The sequence below is a fragment of the Amycolatopsis sp. NBC_00438 genome (genome assembly GCF_036026695.1).
GTDB lineage: Bacteria > Actinomycetota > Actinomycetes > Mycobacteriales > Pseudonocardiaceae > Amycolatopsis.
The window spans coordinates 8,001,861-8,019,559 of sequence record NZ_CP107923.1; the positions used below are offsets into that span (position 1 = coordinate 8,001,861).

Below are 17,699 nucleotides of genomic sequence, written 5' to 3' on the forward strand. Positions count from 1 at the left end.
GAGTGAAATGCCTCCGGGGCACTCCCGCCACCTCCATGCCTCACCCAGCCGGTGACCGACACGCGATGCCGTGCCGCCGATCTTAGCCAGCCGAGGGCACTCAGGAAACCTTGATTCGCGCCGCCGCCCGCGGCCGCCCGACACCCTGCCAGGACAGCCCCGCGTCGACGATCACCCGCGGGTCCAGCAGGTTGCGCGTGTCGACGACGTCGACGCCGTCCATCAGCTCGGCCATCGCGGTCCAGTCGAGGCGCTTGAACTCGGCCCATTCAGTCAGCACGACGACGGCGTCGGCGTCCTTCGCGACCTGGTAGGCGTCGTCGACCACAGTCATCCCGGGCAGCTCGCAGCCGACCGCCGGGTCGTAGGCGATCAGCTCGGCGCCGAGCGCGCCCAGCACCGAGCACACGGCGAGCGCGGGCGAGTCGCGCAGGTCGTTGGTGCCCGCCTTGAAGGCCAGGCCCAGCACGCCGATCCGGGCGCTGGCCAGCGTGCCGCCGACCGCGCCGGCGATCTTCGCGACGATCCGGTCGCGCTGGGCGATGTTCTCGTCGATGGCCGAGGTGAGCATCTTGAAGTCGTAGTTCACCGACTCGGCCACCTTGACCAGCGCGCTGGTGTCCTTCGGCAGGCACGAACCGCCCCAGCCCGGGCCGGGTTTGAGGAACGTCCGCCCGATCCGGCGGTCGTAACCCATACCCTCGGTGACGAGGTCGATGTCCGCGCCGAGGCGCTCGCACAGCTCGGCGATCGAGTTCACATAGGACAGCTTGAGCGCGAGGTAACAGTTCGCGGCGTACTTCACGAGCTCCGCGCTCGCCGCGTCGGAGACGACGACCGGCGCCGCGAGGTCCGCGTACAGCTCGCCGACCCAGCGCGCGGCGGCGAGGTCGTCCGAGCCGACAACGATCCGGTCCGGGCCCAGGAAGTCCGCGACCGCGGTGCCCTCGCGCAGGAATTCGGGGTTCGACACCACCGGGACGTCGGTGCGGCCCAGCATCGCTTCGATCCGCTTCGACGTGCCGACCGGCACGGTCGACTTGGTGACCAGCGCGCAGCCGGCGGGCAGGACGTCGCCGATCTCGGCGGCCACCGCCTCGACCGCGCGCAGGTCCGCGGAACCACCGGCGCCCATCGGCGTCGGGACGCAGAGGAACACGGCTTCGGCGTCGCGGACCGCGTCCCGCGCACCGACGACGAACTGCAGGCGCCCGGCCGCCACCCCGCGGCCGACCAGCTCGGCCAGCCCCGGTTCGAGGATATCCACGCGCCCCGCGCGCAGTCTCGACACCTTCGCGCGGTCGACGTCCACGCAAGTGACGTTATGACCCAGACTGGCCAGGCAGGCCCCCGTGGTCAGTCCGACGTAACCCGTTCCCACCACCACGATCCGAGCAGGCGTCATGGTGCTGAAGGTGACAGCCGGACGTGACCACCGCGCTAACAGGAACAGTCGCTCCCGGGAGCGGTGAGCGAAGACACGAATCGCGGCCATGCGAACGAGCGTTAACCTTGGGCGAATCGAAGGACGAAGGGACCGCATACATGCAGATCACGGACACGGCCGCACTCGTCACCGGGGGCGCGTCCGGCCTCGGCGGGGCGACGGCGAAGGCCCTCGCGGCCAAGGGCGCGCGGGTGTTCGCGCTCGACCTCGCGACCTCGATCGAGAAGGCCGAGCAGGTCGACGGCATCACCTACGTCGAGGCCGACGTGACCGACGTCGACCAGGTCGAGGCCGCCGTCGCGACCGCGTCCGGCTCGGGGGTGCCGCTGCGGACCGTCGTGAACTGCGCCGGTATCGGGCCGTCCGCGCGGATCCTGTCGAAGAAGGGCCGCCACGACCTCGCTCTGTACGCGAAGGTCGTCCAGATCAACCTGATCGGCAGCTTCAACGTGCTGACCATCGCGGCCGAGGCGATCGCGAAGACCGAGCCCCTCGAAGACGACGCCCGCGGCGTCATCATCAACACCGCGTCCATCGCCGCCTACGACGGCCAGATCGGGCAGGTCGCCTACGCGTCGTCCAAGGGCGGGATCGTCGGCCTGACCCTGCCCGCGGCCCGCGACCTGGCCTCGCAGGGCATCCGCGTGCTGACCATCGCGCCCGGCATCGTCGACACCCCGATGCTCGCCACCGTCAGCGACGACTTCCGCGCGTCGCTCGCCGCCGGCGTCCCGTTCCCGAAGCGCCTCGCGCGCCCGGACGAGTACGCGCAGCTCGCGCTGTCCCTGATCGACCACGACTACCTCAACGGCGAAGTCGTCCGCATGGACGGCTCACTGCGCATGGCCCCGCGCTGACCCCAAGGACGGCACTTTCGCTAGGAAAGATGCGTCCGAGGGGCTCTCGGACGCATCTTTCCTAGGGAAAGCTCGTCTCAGTGGGTGAGACGGACCTCCAGGCCGATGCCGGCCTGGGAGACCGAGCAGCCGCCGAACGCGCTTTCGGCGGCCAGCTCCTCGAACTGCGCCGGGGTGAACGCGCGGCGCCGCAGCCAGCCGAGCGTCTGCCGCACGGTGAAGCCGTTGATCAGGCCCACGTCCATCGAGTCGACCTCACGCTGGATGTCCGCGCCGGTGGCCTGGTGGTTGAGGTCGTGGATCACCGCGAACCCGCCCGGCCGCAGCACCCGGTGCATCTCGTTCAGCGCCGTCAGCGGCTGCCGGAAGTTCTTGAACGCGGCCTGGCAGACCACGAGGTCGAACGACTCGTCCGCGAACGGCGCCGTCGTGACGTCGCCCTGCCGGAAGTCGACGGCTTTCCCGGCGCGCGCGGCCTCTTCGAGCGCGATCTCGACCATCGTGTGACTGATGTCGAGCCCGGTGACGCGGAAGCCGAGCTTCGCCAGCTCGATGGCGAAGAACCCGGGGCCGGGCGCCACCTCCAGGATCTCGGCGCCGGCCGGCAGCCCGGCCGCGACTTCGGCCGCCTGCCGCCGGTACTGCTTCAGCTGCGCTTCGGTGCCCCGGTTCTTGGCGTACCAGCGGGCCTGGCGGCCTTCCATCTCGGGCACTTTGTGCTTGCGGGTCGTTTCCATGGATCTCTCCTCTTCGGATGAGCCGAACCGGAGAGCCGCCCGGTTATCCTTACCGGTGCCACCTAGTGACCGGGCGTGCTCGGTTCGGGTTGAGGACTCCGGGCGGTGTGCCAGCACTGCCCGGAGTCCGTGCTACTTCTCTTTTTCCACGAGCTCCCCCAGGTCAGCGGGAAGTTCGCCGGTCTTGTAGTAGCGCCGCCACGCCTCGATGCCGGGCACGGCGCCACTGGTCAGGTCGCCCAGGAAGGCCCGCGTCCAGTCCACTTCGGCCCGGGTCATGGCGACGTCGTATTCGACTTCCACCAGGAACAGCCGCGGCATCAGCGGCCGCAGCTGCTCGAGTGACGCTCGTTGCGCCTCGATGTGGTCTTCGAGCTGCTCGATGCGGTTCCGCAGCAGGCTGATCGTCTGGTCCGGGCCGAGGACACCCATCATCGACAGCCCGGACTGGAACCGCGGGGGTTCGCGCTCGACCGTGCCGACGAGCTCGCGGACCCAGTCCTCGAACTCCTCGTGCCCGGCCTTCGTGATCCGGTAGACGGTCCGCTCGGGCCGGCCGCCGTCCTTGACGCTCTCGACGGCTTCGAGGAAGCCGTGTTTCTGGAGATTCGCGACGACCGTGTAGAGGGAGCCCCACTTGATCGGCAGGTCGGCTTCCTTGCCGCGGTGCTTGAGCACGGCCGCCATCTCGTAGGGGTGCATCGGGCGTTCCAGCACGACGGACAGCACGGCCAGCCCGAGCATGTTGCCGACCTTCCGCCGCTTCATCCCGCACTCCTCGTCTACGAATACTCGTGAACGAGTATACGCAAGACACGTCGGCAGGCAAGTGTCTTAGCGGGTGAAACAATCAGAGATCGAACATGTACGGGACCTCGGTCTGGGCCCGCTCGCTGATCCAGCTCCGCAGGGCTTGGGTCGCGAGGACGTCGTCCTCGTTGTAGCGCAGCAGCCGTTCGCGCTGGGTGTCGTCCGGCGTCTCGCCGTCCATCCCGACGGCGTCGCGGTACCAGCGCATCGACGCTTCGCCGCCCGCCTCCGGGTCGCGCCAGGAGAAGCCGGCGGCCGGAGCGATCACCTTCAGGCCCTTGCCCTGGGAGCAGAGGAACTGGTCGGTGACGCTGCGGAAGAGGTCGACCCACTCATCGGAATCCACAAAGGACTGGACTTCCTTCTTCGTGGGGATGCCCGGGTGGTCGCCGAAGCGCTCGACCGAGCCGAAGAGCCAGCGGTTCTCGGCGAGCGCGTTGTAGCAGTAGGCGCGGAAGGTCAGCCCGGCTGCTTCGGTGCGCTCGCGGACGTCGGTCAGCCACGCCCAGAACTCGGCGAAGGAACGGGCTTCGTCACCGGTCGGCAGCGGGTCCCACGTCGCGAACGCGCGGTACCCCGGCTCCAGGCCGATGTCGGCGCCGCTGAGCAGGCAGCCCCAGAGGTACGCGCCGGCGTCGCCGAAGCTCTCCATGTCGACGTCGACCTCGACGTCGCCGCGCGGGACGTCGACCCGGTCGACGCGGCGGACGAGCGTGAGGTCGGCCAGCCAGGCGCGGGCGAGCACGACGGCGTCCGGGAACGTCACGCCGGTCCAGTTCACCACCGGCGCCTCGCCCGCCGGATCGAGCGCGGCCAGGTTGTCCACAGTGGACACGCCGGCGCGGCGCAGCTCCATCGCGTCCTCGCCGCGCACCACGAGGCTGACGTCGCGGGTCTCGGTGAGCAGCGCCTCGCACGTCGGCCACCACGGGCAGCTGCGGCACTCCAGCACCCGCGACGGCTCGGCCAGCGGCTCCTCGCCGTTCGCCGCCGCGTTGGCGATGGCGAGCCGGTCGGCGAACCGGGCCTGGTACTCGGTGATCGCGCTGCGCCCGTTCGGCCAGGTGCCCGCCGTGAGGTCGTGCCAGACGACGACGTCGGCGTCGAGGCCGATCACGCCGCCGAGGACGAGGCCTTCGTCGGCCTGCCCGAGCGTCTGCAGCATCCGGCGGATGTGCACCAGCCGGAGCTGGTCACGCGGCTGGGAGCGGACCTTGCGGCCGCTGTCGGACGCGCGGTGGGCCGGGTCGAGGTCGGTCATCCCGGTGACGATCGCGCCGGTGCCGCGGTCGGTGATGCGGTGGCGCACCACGAGCACCGGCACGTACCCGCGGCCGGTGCGGACGAGCAGGTCGATGCCGCCGCGCCGGTGCCCGGCCGGGTCGACCGGCAGCAGCGCGCCCCAGATGAAGCGCGCTTCGGCGGCGAAAGCCCGCTCGGTGCGTTCGACACGCTCACCCGCCGGGAGGTCGCGGTCGATCTTCACCCACTGGCCGGGACCACCGGTCGCGGCCATCAGCCGGGCGACGATGTCTTCGCGATGCGCTGCGGCGTCGGCGATCCGCTGCTGCGCCGTCGGGTCCGGCGGCGACAGCGGGACCTCGCGCATCAGCGGATCGTGCTCGAGGTGCACCCGGCGGCGGCAGCGGCTGACCGCTCCCGCGTCGAGTACCACCTCGCCCTTCATGGAGATCACTCTAGATGCCACCGCCGAGCCGCCATGCCCGCCACGGGCAAGACCAGTAAGTTCGACCTCGACACGTCGCAGGAGGTGCCATGGCGCGCAAGGCCAAGGTCGAGGGTGAAGGCCGATTCACCCCCAAGAAGACGAAGAACGCGGTCGCGGTGGCCAAGGTCCTCGGCCCCGTCGTGATTCCCGTGGTCGCGCCGTACGCGGTGCGCGCGGCGGGCGCCGCCCGGGAGATGTACGACCGCTACCAGGCCCGGAAGCTCGGGGTGGACGTCGACCAGCTCGGCAGCTACACCGGCCGCGGCGCGGCGCTGCACGCCCGGATCGCGGGCATCGCCGAAGGCTGCCGGGACCTGCAGAAGTCCGAGAAGGCGACGCCCGCCGACGTCGAGTTCGCGAAGGACTCGCTCGGGACGCTGGAGCAGCTCTCGGCGACGGTCCGCGCCGCCGAGCGGATGCCCGCGGCGCGCCGGAAGTCGGCGCACCGCGCGGTGGCCGGCGAGCTGGAGCGGTTGGAGGGCCAGCTGCTGCACCGCCTGGGCATCTAGCCGCTAGCGCATCCCGACCTGCTGGCTCTCGGGCTCGATGAGCGCGACGAACCGCTCCTGACCGCGCGGGTACGGGCCGCCGGTGTACTTCTTCGCGATGCCGTCGATGATTTCCCAGCCGGCGTCGCCGTCGACCCATTCGACGACCTTGCCGCGGATGATCACCGGCTGGAACGGGTTGTCGGCCGGCGTCAGGGAGAGTGCGACGCGGGGGTCGCGGTGCAGGTTGCGCGCTTTGCGGGAGTCCGGGCCGGTGAAGACGGCGATGTGGTCGCCGTGGGTGCCGATCCAGACCGGGACGGCGTGCGGGCCGCCGTCGGGCAGGACGCTGGCGAGGTGGGCGATCGGGGTGCCGGCGAGGATTTCGCGGACGTCGTCGTTGATCATGGTGAGCTGCTCCTTCAGTTTTCGACTGCGTATCGAAGATGGGTGACACCGGGCGCCGGGACAACTTCGAGAAGGCGCAGGCGCACGTGCGCCTGCAGGTCCCCGAAGAACGGGCGGCCGCCGCCGAGGAGGATCGGCACCTGGTGCAGGACGACTTCGTCGACGAGCCCCGCTTTGAGTCCTTCGGTCAGGACGCCGCCGCCCATGAGGGTGACGTCCTTGTCGCCGGCGATCTCGCGCGCCGCCGCGACCGCGTCCGCGATCCCGGTGGTGACGAGCGTCTGCCGGTCGGTGATCTCCGGCGCCGGGCGGTGGGTGAGCAGGACCAACGGCGCCGTCGGGTGCGGGCTGCCGCCGCCGAAGCGGTCGGAGTCCTCGTAGGTGTTCCGGCCCGCGACGACCGCGCCGACGCGGCCGGCGACGTCGTCGAAGACCCGGGCGCTCGGCTCGCTCAGCTTGAAGCCGTCGAACACCCCGCTGGGTGTGTCTCCGGAGAAGTACCAGTCGAAGAGCGTCCCGCCGTCGCCGAGCCCGTGCCCGGGTCCGGGACCGCCGCCGGTGATGTACCCGTCGACCGACACCGCGTGTGCGCCGAAGACCTTGCCCATCTCGTCATCCTCCCAGAGTTCCTTCAAGAGACTCCAGAACCGTAGCAGGCAGAGTTCCCTAAGGGAACCCCAAGGCGTAGGCTGGGGTCATGCAGCGCACGAACTTCGGCGGGATGGCGTGCTCGATCGCGCGCACGCTCGACGTCATCGGAGAGCCCTGGTCACCGCTGATCCTGCGGGACGTCTGGGTCGGCTTCACCCGGTTCGAGCAGCTCCAGGCGGACCTCGGTATCTCGCGCAAGGTCCTGACCGAGCGGCTGAACCACCTCGTCGAGCACGGCGTGCTCGACCGGCGGCCCTACGACCAGCGGCCACGCTACGAATACGTCCTGACGGAGAAGGGCACCGACCTCGTCGACCTGCTCATGGTGCTGGCCGGCTGGGGTGACAAGTGGCTCGCCGGCGAGGCGGGGCCGCCGGTGGTCTACCGGCACCACGGGTGCGGCGAGATCAGCGCGGCCGGCCTGCGGTGCACCTGCTGCGGCGAGCCGATGCACGCCCGCGACGTCGACCCGCTGCCCGGGCCCGGCGCGGCCGTCTGACGCGAAAACGGCCGGGCAGCGTGGGCCGCCCGGCCGTCTCCGTGTCGTGGAGGGCTACTTCACGAAGCCCTTCTTGACCATCCAGTCGTGGGCCACCTTGCCCGTGTCCTGGCCGTCGACGTCGACCTGCTTGCAGAGCTGGACCATCTGCTCGTTGTCGATCGCCGCGCTGATCTTCTCCAGCGGGCCGCGGATCTCCGGGTGCGCGTTGACGAAGTCCGTGCGCAGCGTCGCGACCGCGTTGTACTGCGGGAACGCCTTCTTGTCGTCCTCGAGCACCCGCAGGTTGAGCCCGGAGATCCGGCCGTCGGTGGTGAACACCTCGCCGACCGGGCACGTGCCGCCCGCGACCGCCGAGTAGATCGTGCCGATGCCGAAGTTCTCGATCTTCGGGTTCTGGAAGCCGTAGGCCTTCACCGCGGCCGGGAACCCGTCCTGGCGGCTGGTGAACTCCGTCTCCAGGCAGAACACCGCCTGGTCCGGCTTCTGCTTGATGAACGCCGCGAGGTCCGACGTGGTCTTCAGGTTGTTCTGCGCGCCGTACGCCTCGGTGACGGCGAAGGCGTACTGGTCGTTGAGCGGCGAGTAGTTCAGCCAGGTGACGCCGAACTTCTCCGCGTCCGCCTTGGCCGTCGCCTCGTACTGGGCCTTCTCCCCGCCGGGCACCGGGAGCTCGTTGCCCTGGTAGTTGATCCAGCCCGTGCCGGTGTACTCCCAGGTGACGTCCGTCTGCCCGGACAGCAGCGCCTGCCGCGACGAGTTCGACCCCTTGATGTCCGACAGGTCGACGACGTCCGCGCCCGACGCGGTCAAGGCCATCTCGGCCATGTACGCCAGGATGATGTTCTCGGTGAAGTCCTTCGACCCCACCGTCACCTTCAGCCCCTGCAGTGACGGGATCGGCTGGATCGAGCCCGGCTGGATGTCGTACGGTACCCCTGGATTGAGAGACAGCCCGCACGCCGAGAGCGTCGCGCCCAGCACCACCACCCCGAAGAGAGCTTTCAATCGGCGGAGTTTCATCGCAGCCCCTTCGGTCCGAAGAACTGTTCGGCGAGCGCGCCCAGCCAGTCGACCAGCAGCGCGAGCGCCACCGCCAGCACCGAACCGGTGACCAGCACCGAGGTCAGGTTCAGCTTGTAGCCGGTGTCGATGAGCAGCCCGAACCCGCCGGCGTTGACGAACATGCCGAACGTCGCGGTGCCGACCGCCAGCACCAGGGAGGTGCGCAGGCCGGCCAGGATCAGCGGGACGGCCAGCGGCATCTCGACGCGGAACAGCACCGCCGTCGCCGACATCCCGATGCCGCGGCCCGCGTCGATCAGCGACTCGTCGACCTGCTGGATGCCGACCATCGTGTTCCGCAGCACCGGTAGCAGCGAGTAGAAGGCCAGCGGCAGCGCCGCCACCCACAGCCCGCCGGTCGCGCCGGTGACGATGAACCACAGCACCAGCACACCGAGCGCGGGCGCGGCCTGGCCGATGTTCGCGATCGCCAGGAAGATCGGCGCGAGGAACCGCGCCCACGGCCGCGTCACGATCACCCCGAGCGGCACCGCGACCAGTACGACGATCGCGGTCACCACCAGCGTCATCAGCACGTGGTCACCCAGCGCCGTGAACAGCGACGACGCGTTGAGGGTCTCCTTCTCGGTCGCGGTCAGCCCGCTCGAGAACACCCAGATCAGGGTCACGGCGACGATCAGCAGCACCACGACGGGCTGCGCGAACAGCCGGACGCGTTCCGCGCGCTTGGAGCCGGACTCGGTGGAAAAGCCGGTATCGACGGCAGCCGTCATGCGGACACCTCCTCGCCGTTCGTGTGCTCCTCACGCAGCTGCTGGATGGTCGCGATGACCGTGTCCAGCTGGATGGTGCCCGCGTACTCGCCGCGCGCGCCGGTCACCGGCACCGAGCCGCCCTCGGCGAGCATCGCCTCGAGCGCGTCCTGCAGCGTCGACTGCAGGCTGACGATGTCGCGCAGCGGCCGGCCGGCGGTCGCCAGCGACGCCCCCGCCGTCAGCTCGCGTGCGTGCGCCCAGCGGATCGGCCGCTTGCGCTGGTCGAGCACCAGCGCGAAGTGCTTGCGCTGGTCTTCGAGCTTCTTGCGGACCTCGGCCGGGTCGTCGTCGACCGTCGCGGTCAGCGCGTCCTGCTGGAGCTCGACGTCACGGACCCGCAGCAGCGTCAGCTGCTTCAGCGACGCGCCCGCGCCGACAAACCCGGCGACCGTGTCGTTGGCCGGGTTCGCCAGGATCGCCTCGGGCGTGTCGTACTGCAGGATCGACGACTGGTTGCCCAGCACCGCGATCTTGTCGCCGAGCTTCACGGCCTCGTCGAAGTCGTGCGTGACGAAGACGATGGTCTTCTTCAGCTCCGTCTGCAGCCGCAGCAGCTCGTCCTGCAGGTTGCCGCGGGTGATCGGGTCGACCGCGCCGAACGGCTCGTCCATCAGCAGCACCGGCGGGTCGGCCGCCAGCGCGCGGGCGACGCCGACCCGCTGCTGCTGGCCACCGGAGAGCTGCCGCGGGAAGCGGTCGCGGAAGTCGGACGGGTCGAGGCCGACCAGGTCCATCATCTCCTCGACCCGGGAGTTGACCTTCGCCTTGTCCCAGCCGAGCAGGCCCGGCACCACGCCGATGTTCTGCGCGACGGTGAAGTGCGGGAAGAGCCCGGCCTGCTGGATCGCGTAGCCGATCCGGCGCCGCAGGGTGTCGACGTCCAGCTTGAGCGCGTCGTCGCCGCCGATGGTGATCCGGCCCGAAGACGGCTCGATGAGCCGGTTGATCATCCGCATCGTGGTGGTCTTGCCGCAGCCGGACGGGCCGACGAAGACGACGATCTTGCCGGCGGGCACGACCATGGAGAAGTCGTCGACGGCCGCTTCGCGGGTGCCGGCGTACTTCTTGGTGACGTGCTCCAGTTCGATCTCGACGCCGGAGACTCCGTTTTCTTCTGTCACAGCGTTCTCAGCCACGGACACCCCTCGAGATGGTGAAGCGCTTGATCAGGACGTAGACGCCGTCGAGGATCAGGGCGAGGATGACCACCCCGACCGTGCCGGTGACGGCTTGGTTCAGGGAGTTCGTGCTCCCCGCGTTCGTCAGCCCGGAGAAGACCTCCGCGCCGAAGCCGGGACCCTTCGCGTAGGCGGAGATCACCGCGATGCCCATCAGCATCTGCGTGGCGACCCGCATGCCGGTGAGGATCGCCGGCCAGGCCAGCCGCAGCTCGACCCGGGTGAGCACGCCGAAGCGGCTCATCCCGATGCCGCGCGCGGCGTCCGTGATCGCCGGGTCGACGCCGTCGAGCCCCACGATGGTGTTCCGGACGATCGGCAGGAGGCCGTAGAGCACCAGCGCGATGACGGCGGTCGTCGGACCGAGCCCGGAGATCGGGATCAGCAGCCCCAAGAGGGCGAAGGACGGCACCGTCAGGATCGTGCTGGCCAGCGCGGTGGCGACCGCCGAACCGATCGGGCTGCGGTAGACCGCCACCCCGATCAGCACGCCGAGCACCGCCGCGAGGATCGTGCACTGCACCACCAGGCTGGTGTGCAGATAGGCCTCCAGCCACAACTTGCTCGCCCGGTCCGAGATGTACTCGAAGAGATTCATCCGTGTCCGCACTCCCGCCCGCGTCCGTGAGGCTTCACCCGAACGGGCTAGCTCCTGACCGACGGCTCAGTACCCACCGTGCTCCGAAGCCAAACCCCCGTTCCAGGCCTCATTGATTCCGACACCGTTCCGTATCCGAGCGTGATCGGCAACAAAAAGCCGATTTTTCGGAGGTTCGGGTGGCGGAGCCCCCGGCCCGGGGCGGAGCACCGGAGATGACAACGGCTGAACCGATCCCGCTCGGGAACCGTGAACTCCACGTGTGCTCAGTTGACGGGATCCGCAAATCACCCGTCGGGGAGTCGCTTAGAGTGTTCGCCATGAGCACCTCAGGACGGCGTCCCGCCGTGCTGGGTGCTACTCGGGGCGTGTTGCTCGCGGTGACCGCGGGTGCGCTCACCGTCACCGCACACCGGCTCGCCGACGGCGGGCTGCCGGATCCGGCGATGACCGTGCTGCTCAGCGGCCTGTTCGGCTGGACGGCGACCGCACTGGCCCGCAAGGCCCGCGGCCCGCTCGCCACCATCGGCCTCCTGGGCGCCGCCCAGCTCGTGATGCACCTGCTGCTCACGACGCTCGCCGGGCACCACGACATGTACGCCATGCCGGGCACCGAGAGCCTCGGCATGGTCGCCGCGCACGCCGTCGCGACCGTGGTCACGGCGCTGCTGTTGTCCCGCGCGGACCAGACGCTGCTCTCGCTGCTGGCCGCGTTGCGCGCGATCCTGCCGCGGCTGCTCGGCTCGCTGCCGGTGCCGGTCGCGCCCGCCACGCTCGTCCCGGCCCGCACGCCGGCCCCGTCCCACCTCGTCGGCGTCGACCTGCGCCGGATCCACGGGCGGCGCGGCCCGCCGCAGCACTCCTGACCTGACCTTTCCCCCTTCACGGCCCGATCCCCGAATCGGCGCCGTCCCCTTTTGAGTTCATCAGGAGTGAACGACCCATGTCCCAGCACGTCTTCAAGCGCGCCGGTTTCCTCGCCGCCACCATCGGTGTCGCCGGTCTTCTCGGCACCGGCGTCGCGTCCGCGCACGTCACCGCCAACGTCTACGGCGCCCAGCCGACGAAGGGCGGCTACGCGGCGATCGTGTTCCGCGTGCCGAGCGAAGAGCCGACGACCTTGACCACCAAGGTCGCCGTCGACTTCAAGGCCGACTACGGCATCGGCAGCGTGCGGACCAAGCCGATCCCCGGCTGGACCGCCGAGGTCACCAAGTCGAAGCTGCCGGCCCCGATCACCAAGGACAACGGCACGCAGATCACCGAGGCCGTCACCGCGGTGACGTGGACCGCGGCGGCGGGCAGCGAGCTCAAATCCACCAACTACCAGGAGTTCGAGGTCAGCTTCGGCCCGCTGCCGTCCAACGTGGACGAAGTCGAGTTCCCGGCGCACCAGACCTACAGCGACGGCAAGGTCGTCGACTGGAACCAGCCGACCCCGGCCGGCGGCGAAGAGCCCGAGCACCCGGTGCCGGCCATCAAGCTGGCCGCCAAGGCCGCAGAGGGTGACGAGCACGCCGGCATGGGCGCGAACACCGCGGCGACCGCCGGCGAGCACACTGAAGCAGCGGCGTCGTCGACGTCGGACAGCACCGCGCGCTGGCTCGGCGGGGCCGGCCTGCTCGTGGGCGCGATCGGTCTCGGGGTCGGAGCCGGCGCGACCATCCGGGCCCGCAAGGCCACAGCGAAGTCGGGAGGCGCCAGCTAAATGCGGAAAGCGCTCGTGGCGCTGGCGTTGACGGTGGTGGCCGTGCTCGGCACGGCCACCCCGGCGCTCGCCCACAACGTGCTGATCTCCTCCGACCCGGCGAACGGCTCGTCCGTCACCGCCGGGCCGCAGAAGGTCAGCCTGACGTTCGACCAGTACGTGCAGGGTGCGGACGTCAACCAGATCGCGGTGACCGGACCCGGTGGCGGCCAGTGGGCCGAAGGACCGATCAGCGTGGTCAACAACGTCATCAGCGCGCCGCTGCGGCCGCTCGGACCGGCCGGGAAGTACACCGTCGGCTACCGGGTGCTCTCCGCGGACGGCCACCCGGTGACCGGCGAGCTCACGTTCACCCTCACCGCGGCGGGCACCGGCACGCCGGCGACCGTGGACGCGGCGAAGTCCCCCGGCGGCACCACCTCGCAGGCGACGTCGCCGTCGTCGTCGACCGGGGTGCCGATCTGGGTGTGGATCGCCGGCGCGGTCGTCCTGCTGGCGATCGGGCTGGTCGTCGCCCTCCGGTCGGGCGGCCGGGCTGCGGAAGAGAAGAACTAGGACGATGACCCAGGCCGAGACCACCACGAAGCCCCGGTACGTGACGCTGCTCTGCGTCGTGACCGCGGGGCTGCTCGGCGCCCTCATCGGCGTCGCGCTCACCGCCAGCACCCCGGTCCCCGGGGTGGTGGAGCCCGGCGCGGTGGTCTCGGCCGGCATCCCGATCGTGCGCGTCCTGCTCGACCTGGCCGCGGTCACGACGATCGGCCTGGCCCTGCTTTCGGTCCTCGTCGGCTACGACCGGCCGAAGCTCACCGAGCCGATCATGCGGCTGGCCCGCCCGGCCGGCGTCGCGGCCGCACTGGTCTGGGCGACGACCGCGGTGGTCGCGCTGATCCTGCAGACCGCGGAGTACAAGCCGGGCTCGTCGACGCTCACGGCGTCCGACATCGGCGGCTACATCGCGAACGTCGGCGCCGGGAAGGCGCTCGTCATCGTCGCCGTGCTGGCGCTCGCGCACGCCGGGATCGGCGCGCTCGCCCTGCGCTACGGCGAGAAGATCCCCGCCGAGGTCCGCGTCGGGCTCGGGCTGTTCGCGCTGCTGCCGCTGCCGGTCACCGGGCACGCGTCGAACTGGAGCTACCACGACTACACGATGATCTCGATGGAGCTGCACGTCATGAGCGCCGTCGCCTGGACCGGCGGCCTCGGCGCGATGGCCGTGCTGCTCGTCTCGAACCGGACGCTGCTGGCGCACGCGATGCCGCGCTTCTCGAAGCTCGCGACGCTCTGCCTGATCATCTCCGCGGCGACCGGCCTGTTCAACGGCCTGATCGAGATCTCGCTCAACCCGACCATCGGGTTCTGGGCGGCGATCTTCACGACGCCGTACGGGCAGCTGCTCATCCTCAAGCTCGCCTGCACCGGCGTCATCGCGCTGCTCGGCGCGAACGTCCGCTGGCGGCTGATGCCGCAGATCGTCCGGCACAACCGCACGGCGCTTGCCGCGTGGGCGACGCTCGAGCTGACCGTCATGGGATTGGCGTTCGGCTTCGCCGTCGTGCTGACGCGCGCGCCGGTCGTCGCGTCCTGAGCCCCGTCAGCGCAGGTAGAACCGGATGCTGAGTCACGGCGTGTAGCTGCAACTTGCGCATTGGAATGACTGGGCATCCATTGGAGGTGACCGGTCGGGCAGAACTTTCTACCGTGAGCAGACGACATTCCGTAAGCGACGAGCGGTCATCCGCGGTCGTCGAATGCACGTGCAGAATGTGGCACCGGTCACATGATGTGACAGCCTCGGCTCACCGGTAACGCGTCCACCGAGCGTCCGTTCGGCCGTGCCGCAGATCGTCCAGACGCCGGAACAGCTCCGGCCGCACCTGGGGCCGGCTGCGCAGGATGGGCAGCACGCTGGTCGTCAGCTTCAGTTCGCGGATCCCCCGCAGCACGGCGAAACCGGGCCAGGACGTCACGTCGAAGCCGTACGCCGCGGCGAACGTCCGGTACTGCACCGGCGGGTCCCCGAACCGCTCCCGGCCGACGGCGAGCGGCGTCAGGTCCCATTCCGGCGGCCCGACGCACGAGGAGTCGAAGTCGCAGAGCACCGGCCCGTCCGGGCCCGGGATGACGTTGCCGGGGTACGCGTCGCCGTGGACCAGGCCCCGGGGCAGCGGAAACGCCAGTTCGGCCAGCGCGGTCTCGAGCTCGGCGCAGCGCTCCAGCAGGAACGCGCGGTCGGCGGCGCTGATCTCCTCGGCGTCGGACACCCGGGCCCGCACCGCGGCGAACGGCGCCCACTCGGCGAGGTCGTCGGGCGCGGGCAGGGCGTGCACCTGGCTCAGCAGCCGGGCCAGGTCGGCGGGCGACGCCGGACGGCCGATGGTCGGTACCTGGTGCCACACGGTCACGAGGTGTTCGCCGACCTCCATCGGCTGCTCGACGCCGCCGAGCAGCCGGATCGCCGGGACGCCGTGCTCCTCGAAGTGGCGGGCGACGCGGACCACGGTCCCGACGCGGTGCCGGAGCCGGGTCGAGCCGACGATCCGGACCACCACGGGGGCCGTGACCAGCGCGTACACCGCGTTGTTGGTGAACCGCAGCAGCCGCGCGCCGGCGGGGTCGAGGCCGAGCAGCGTGCAGGTCTCGGCCAGCACGCCGCGCAGCTTCTCCTGGGTGAACCGTCCGTCCAAGACGGTTCCGGCGTTATGCGGCGTAGAAAGCGTGGAGGCGATCGGCGAGGTCACGGGCGTCGGCGTTGTTGCGGCGGCGCTCGGCCTCTTCCTGCAGGGGCCGCATCCGGTCCTTGACGCGCTCGGACTTGATGCCCTCGGCGCAGTCGATGGCCTTGCCGCCGACCTTGGAGCCGTGGTCGAGGTCGCCGTCCAGCAGGTGGTTCGTGGCGAGCGCGCTCAGCATGAAGGTCTTGGAACGGGCCATCTCGTCGTCGTAGGAGTCGACGGCCCTGCTCAGCGCGGGGATCGCGAACTTGGTGTGCTCGGCGTTCTTCTGCGCGAGGACCGTGTGGACGGTGCCGACCATGGCGTAGACGTCGGTCTCGGTGAAGAACTTCACCCACGACTCGGCTTCGGCCAGGTTGGCGCGCTCGAACTCGTCCTTGCTCCGGCCGAGCAGCTTCACCGCCTGCTCCTCGTTGCCCATCATCGCGTAGGCCCAGGCCTCGTTCGCGCAGAGCACGGACACGGCCAGCTCCGAGCCCGATTCCTGGGCGGCGATCTGGCCGAGCTGGAACAGCTTCAGCGCGTCGTTCGGGGCGTCCTGGTGCAGGTAGACGCGGCCCATGCGGTAGAGCACGTTGGCCACCAGCGGGTGGTTCTCGCCCTGCTTGGCCAGGTCCAGCGCGTTCGCGAAGTGGCCGCGGGCGGAGTCCATCAGGCCCGTGTCGAACGACGTCCAGCCGGCCAGCGAGTGCAGGTCGGCGAGCGCCACGTAGAGCCGGTTCTTGACCAGGTCGGTGCCGTTGGACTCGAGCATCTGCTGTCCCCAGGACAGCTGCGCCACGACGGCGTCGCGGCAGAACCCGCCGCCGTACTGGTAGTCCAGGGCGCGCAGGGCACGCGTCGCGGCTTCCACCTGGCGCACGTCGGTCATCCCGATGCGCCCGGGAGCCGGCGTCCGCGCCGGTCCCGCCGACCACGTGCCCGATTCCGGACCGAACACCGCCGCACCCATCGTGACCTGGGCGGCGTGCGCGAGGAACCTCCGTCGCTTCACGGACTCGTCCTCCTCAGCCTGCTGGCCGTCGGCGGAGCCGACGACGCGTATCGCCGTGGCCTCGTCGTAGGCGAGGCCCATGTATCCACGGGGGACACCCAGGCCGTCGGCGATCCGCGTGAGGACGTCGTAGGCCATGACCTGGCGACCCTTGAGGATCTCCGACACCTCGGACTGGGACTGGCCGGTCATCGCGGCGATTTGGCGCTGCGAGACACCGTGCTTGCGAAGGAGCCGGTAGACGGCGCTGATCTCGCGGGCGGCGAGAGCAGCTCTCATCTCGGGCTGCTCCCACGCGTCAGCGGGAACGGCGTGGCTCTGCCGGGCTTCGGCACCGCCACCGTTACTGGCGTCCATCGCGCCCCCTCCACTGTCCGGTCGGGCGTCTGTGAAACAGCGTAAGCAAAGCTGACGAACCATGTGAACCAGCCGAACCGCGCCCTGATCGGTCCGGCAGAAGTCCGTTGACCGCTTACCGTGGAACCGAGTCCGGTCACCGCTATGACGCCATTTCGACCTTCTATCGCACCAGGTTTCACCTCACTGTAGTTGTCAGATCTCCGTCACCGCCCGGACACCGGTTGCGATCACGGAGAGCTACGAAAACCGCAGTGTTGTTGCGGAGCGATGTGCAGAAGGCAGTTCGAAGAGGACGACAGAGCGGAGAAGGGCGTGGAGTTCGTGGACTCGTTCGCAGGGGGACATGCCGGTACGGCCACCCGCGCCGTGCGGCCGGCGGTCTCTCCCATCTCCCCTGTCCGTCCGGTCACCCCCGCCGCCGCGGTGGACCCCCGCACCGCGGCCGTCCGCCACTACGAAGGCGGCCAGCTCGTGTGGCGGGTGCAGTGCGGAGACCTCATCGAGCGCGAACGCGCCGTGACGGTCTTCGTCGAGGACAACCAGGTGGTACTGGTCTCGCCCCCCGGCGAGACCGCGCGGTTGACGTCCGGCCAGCTCGGACAGCTGCGCGCCGCGCTCAACGAAGCCGCCAAGATGGCGGAAAGGTAACGGTGAGCTGA

Annotated in this window: 20 protein-coding genes; 8 read left to right on the plus strand and 12 right to left on the minus strand. The window is 70.1% G+C overall.

Going from position 1 to position 17,699, the window contains the following annotated elements; all coding sequences use genetic code 11:
* Positions 1-100 precede the first annotated feature (100 nt).
* Positions 101-1,405: a UDP-glucose dehydrogenase family protein gene (locus OG494_RS36470; protein WP_328446533.1), complete on the minus strand. Its 1,305-nt coding sequence runs from the start codon at positions 1,403-1,405 to the stop codon at positions 101-103.
* A gap of 140 nt (positions 1,406-1,545) precedes the next feature.
* Here OG494_RS36470 and OG494_RS36475 point away from each other — a divergent pair, with 140 nt between their 5' ends.
* Positions 1,546-2,304: an SDR family NAD(P)-dependent oxidoreductase gene (locus tag OG494_RS36475; protein ID WP_328446535.1), complete on the plus strand. Its 759-nt coding sequence runs from the start codon at positions 1,546-1,548 to the stop codon at positions 2,302-2,304.
* A gap of 77 nt (positions 2,305-2,381) precedes the next feature.
* Here OG494_RS36475 and OG494_RS36480 read toward each other — a convergent pair whose 3' ends face one another.
* From OG494_RS36480 to OG494_RS36490, 3 genes are all read right to left on the minus strand, one after another.
* Complete coding sequence (locus tag OG494_RS36480) at positions 2,382-3,041, minus strand: class I SAM-dependent methyltransferase (protein ID WP_328446537.1); 660 nt, start codon at positions 3,039-3,041, stop codon at positions 2,382-2,384.
* 132 nt (positions 3,042-3,173) lie between these two features.
* Entirely contained in the window at positions 3,174-3,809 is a 636-nt protein-coding gene (locus OG494_RS36485) for a PadR family transcriptional regulator (protein ID WP_328446539.1), read from the minus strand.
* An 82-nt stretch (positions 3,810-3,891) separates the two neighbouring features.
* Entirely contained in the window at positions 3,892-5,538 is a 1,647-nt protein-coding gene (locus OG494_RS36490; RefSeq protein ID WP_328446540.1) for a TM0106 family RecB-like putative nuclease, read from the minus strand.
* Positions 5,539-5,627: 89 nt separating this feature from the next.
* Here OG494_RS36490 and OG494_RS36495 point away from each other — a divergent pair, with 89 nt between their 5' ends.
* Positions 5,628-6,089: a DUF6474 family protein gene (locus OG494_RS36495; RefSeq protein WP_328446541.1), complete on the plus strand. Its 462-nt coding sequence runs from the start codon at positions 5,628-5,630 to the stop codon at positions 6,087-6,089.
* A 3-nt stretch (positions 6,090-6,092) separates the two neighbouring features.
* Here OG494_RS36495 and OG494_RS36500 read toward each other — a convergent pair whose 3' ends face one another.
* Positions 6,093-6,476, minus strand: coding sequence for a PPOX class F420-dependent oxidoreductase (locus OG494_RS36500; protein ID WP_328446542.1), 384 nt, complete (start codon positions 6,474-6,476; stop codon positions 6,093-6,095).
* Between the two features lie 14 nt (positions 6,477-6,490).
* Positions 6,491-7,084, minus strand: a complete 594-nt coding sequence (locus OG494_RS36505; RefSeq protein ID WP_328459132.1) for a dihydrofolate reductase family protein — start codon at positions 7,082-7,084, stop codon at positions 6,491-6,493.
* A gap of 89 nt (positions 7,085-7,173) precedes the next feature.
* Here OG494_RS36505 and OG494_RS36510 point away from each other — a divergent pair, with 89 nt between their 5' ends.
* Positions 7,174-7,626, plus strand: coding sequence for a winged helix-turn-helix transcriptional regulator (locus tag OG494_RS36510; protein WP_328446543.1), 453 nt, complete (start codon positions 7,174-7,176; stop codon positions 7,624-7,626).
* Positions 7,627-7,680: 54 nt separating this feature from the next.
* Here OG494_RS36510 and OG494_RS36515 read toward each other — a convergent pair whose 3' ends face one another.
* From OG494_RS36515 to OG494_RS36530, 4 genes are read right to left on the minus strand one after another with little or no spacing between them, the layout of a single operon-like run.
* Positions 7,681-8,649 (minus strand): glycine betaine ABC transporter substrate-binding protein, encoded by a 969-nt coding sequence (locus OG494_RS36515; RefSeq protein WP_328446544.1) that lies wholly within the window; start codon positions 8,647-8,649, stop codon positions 7,681-7,683.
* Entirely contained in the window at positions 8,646-9,425 is a 780-nt protein-coding gene (locus OG494_RS36520; protein ID WP_328446545.1) for an ABC transporter permease, read from the minus strand. Before OG494_RS36520 ends, OG494_RS36515 begins: the two co-directional genes overlap by 4 nt.
* Complete coding sequence (locus OG494_RS36525; RefSeq protein ID WP_328446546.1) at positions 9,422-10,609, minus strand: ABC transporter ATP-binding protein; 1,188 nt, start codon at positions 10,607-10,609, stop codon at positions 9,422-9,424. The genes OG494_RS36520 and OG494_RS36525 overlap by 4 nt, the downstream gene beginning before the upstream one ends.
* Positions 10,596-11,243, minus strand: coding sequence for an ABC transporter permease (locus tag OG494_RS36530; protein WP_328446547.1), 648 nt, complete (start codon positions 11,241-11,243; stop codon positions 10,596-10,598). The genes OG494_RS36525 and OG494_RS36530 overlap by 14 nt, the downstream gene beginning before the upstream one ends.
* A gap of 371 nt (positions 11,244-11,614) precedes the next feature.
* Here OG494_RS36530 and OG494_RS36535 point away from each other — a divergent pair, with 371 nt between their 5' ends.
* The 4 genes from OG494_RS36535 (at position 11,615) to OG494_RS36550 (ending at position 14,539) form a co-directional block, all read left to right on the plus strand.
* Positions 11,615-12,109 (plus strand): hypothetical protein, encoded by a 495-nt coding sequence (locus OG494_RS36535; protein WP_328459133.1) that lies wholly within the window; start codon positions 11,615-11,617, stop codon positions 12,107-12,109.
* Between the two features lie 77 nt (positions 12,110-12,186).
* Entirely contained in the window at positions 12,187-12,951 is a 765-nt protein-coding gene (locus OG494_RS36540) for a YcnI family copper-binding membrane protein (protein ID WP_328446548.1), read from the plus strand.
* Positions 12,952-13,506, plus strand: coding sequence for a copper resistance CopC family protein (locus OG494_RS36545; RefSeq protein ID WP_328446549.1), 555 nt, complete (start codon positions 12,952-12,954; stop codon positions 13,504-13,506).
* Positions 13,507-13,510: 4 nt separating this feature from the next.
* Positions 13,511-14,539: a copper resistance D family protein gene (locus OG494_RS36550; RefSeq protein WP_328446550.1), complete on the plus strand. Its 1,029-nt coding sequence runs from the start codon at positions 13,511-13,513 to the stop codon at positions 14,537-14,539.
* A 211-nt stretch (positions 14,540-14,750) separates the two neighbouring features.
* Here OG494_RS36550 and OG494_RS36555 read toward each other — a convergent pair whose 3' ends face one another.
* Both OG494_RS36555 and OG494_RS36560 read right to left on the minus strand, forming a co-directional pair.
* Entirely contained in the window at positions 14,751-15,638 is an 888-nt protein-coding gene (locus tag OG494_RS36555; protein WP_328446551.1) for a phosphotransferase family protein, read from the minus strand.
* A gap of 13 nt (positions 15,639-15,651) precedes the next feature.
* Positions 15,652-17,037, minus strand: coding sequence for a helix-turn-helix transcriptional regulator (locus tag OG494_RS36560; protein ID WP_328446552.1), 1,386 nt, complete (start codon positions 17,035-17,037; stop codon positions 15,652-15,654).
* A 315-nt stretch (positions 17,038-17,352) separates the two neighbouring features.
* Between OG494_RS36560 and OG494_RS36565 the strand changes: the two genes are divergently transcribed.
* On the plus strand, positions 17,353-17,688 hold the full coding sequence (locus tag OG494_RS36565; RefSeq protein WP_328446553.1) for a hypothetical protein: 336 nt from the start codon (positions 17,353-17,355) through the stop codon (positions 17,686-17,688).
* Positions 17,689-17,699 lie beyond the last annotated feature (11 nt).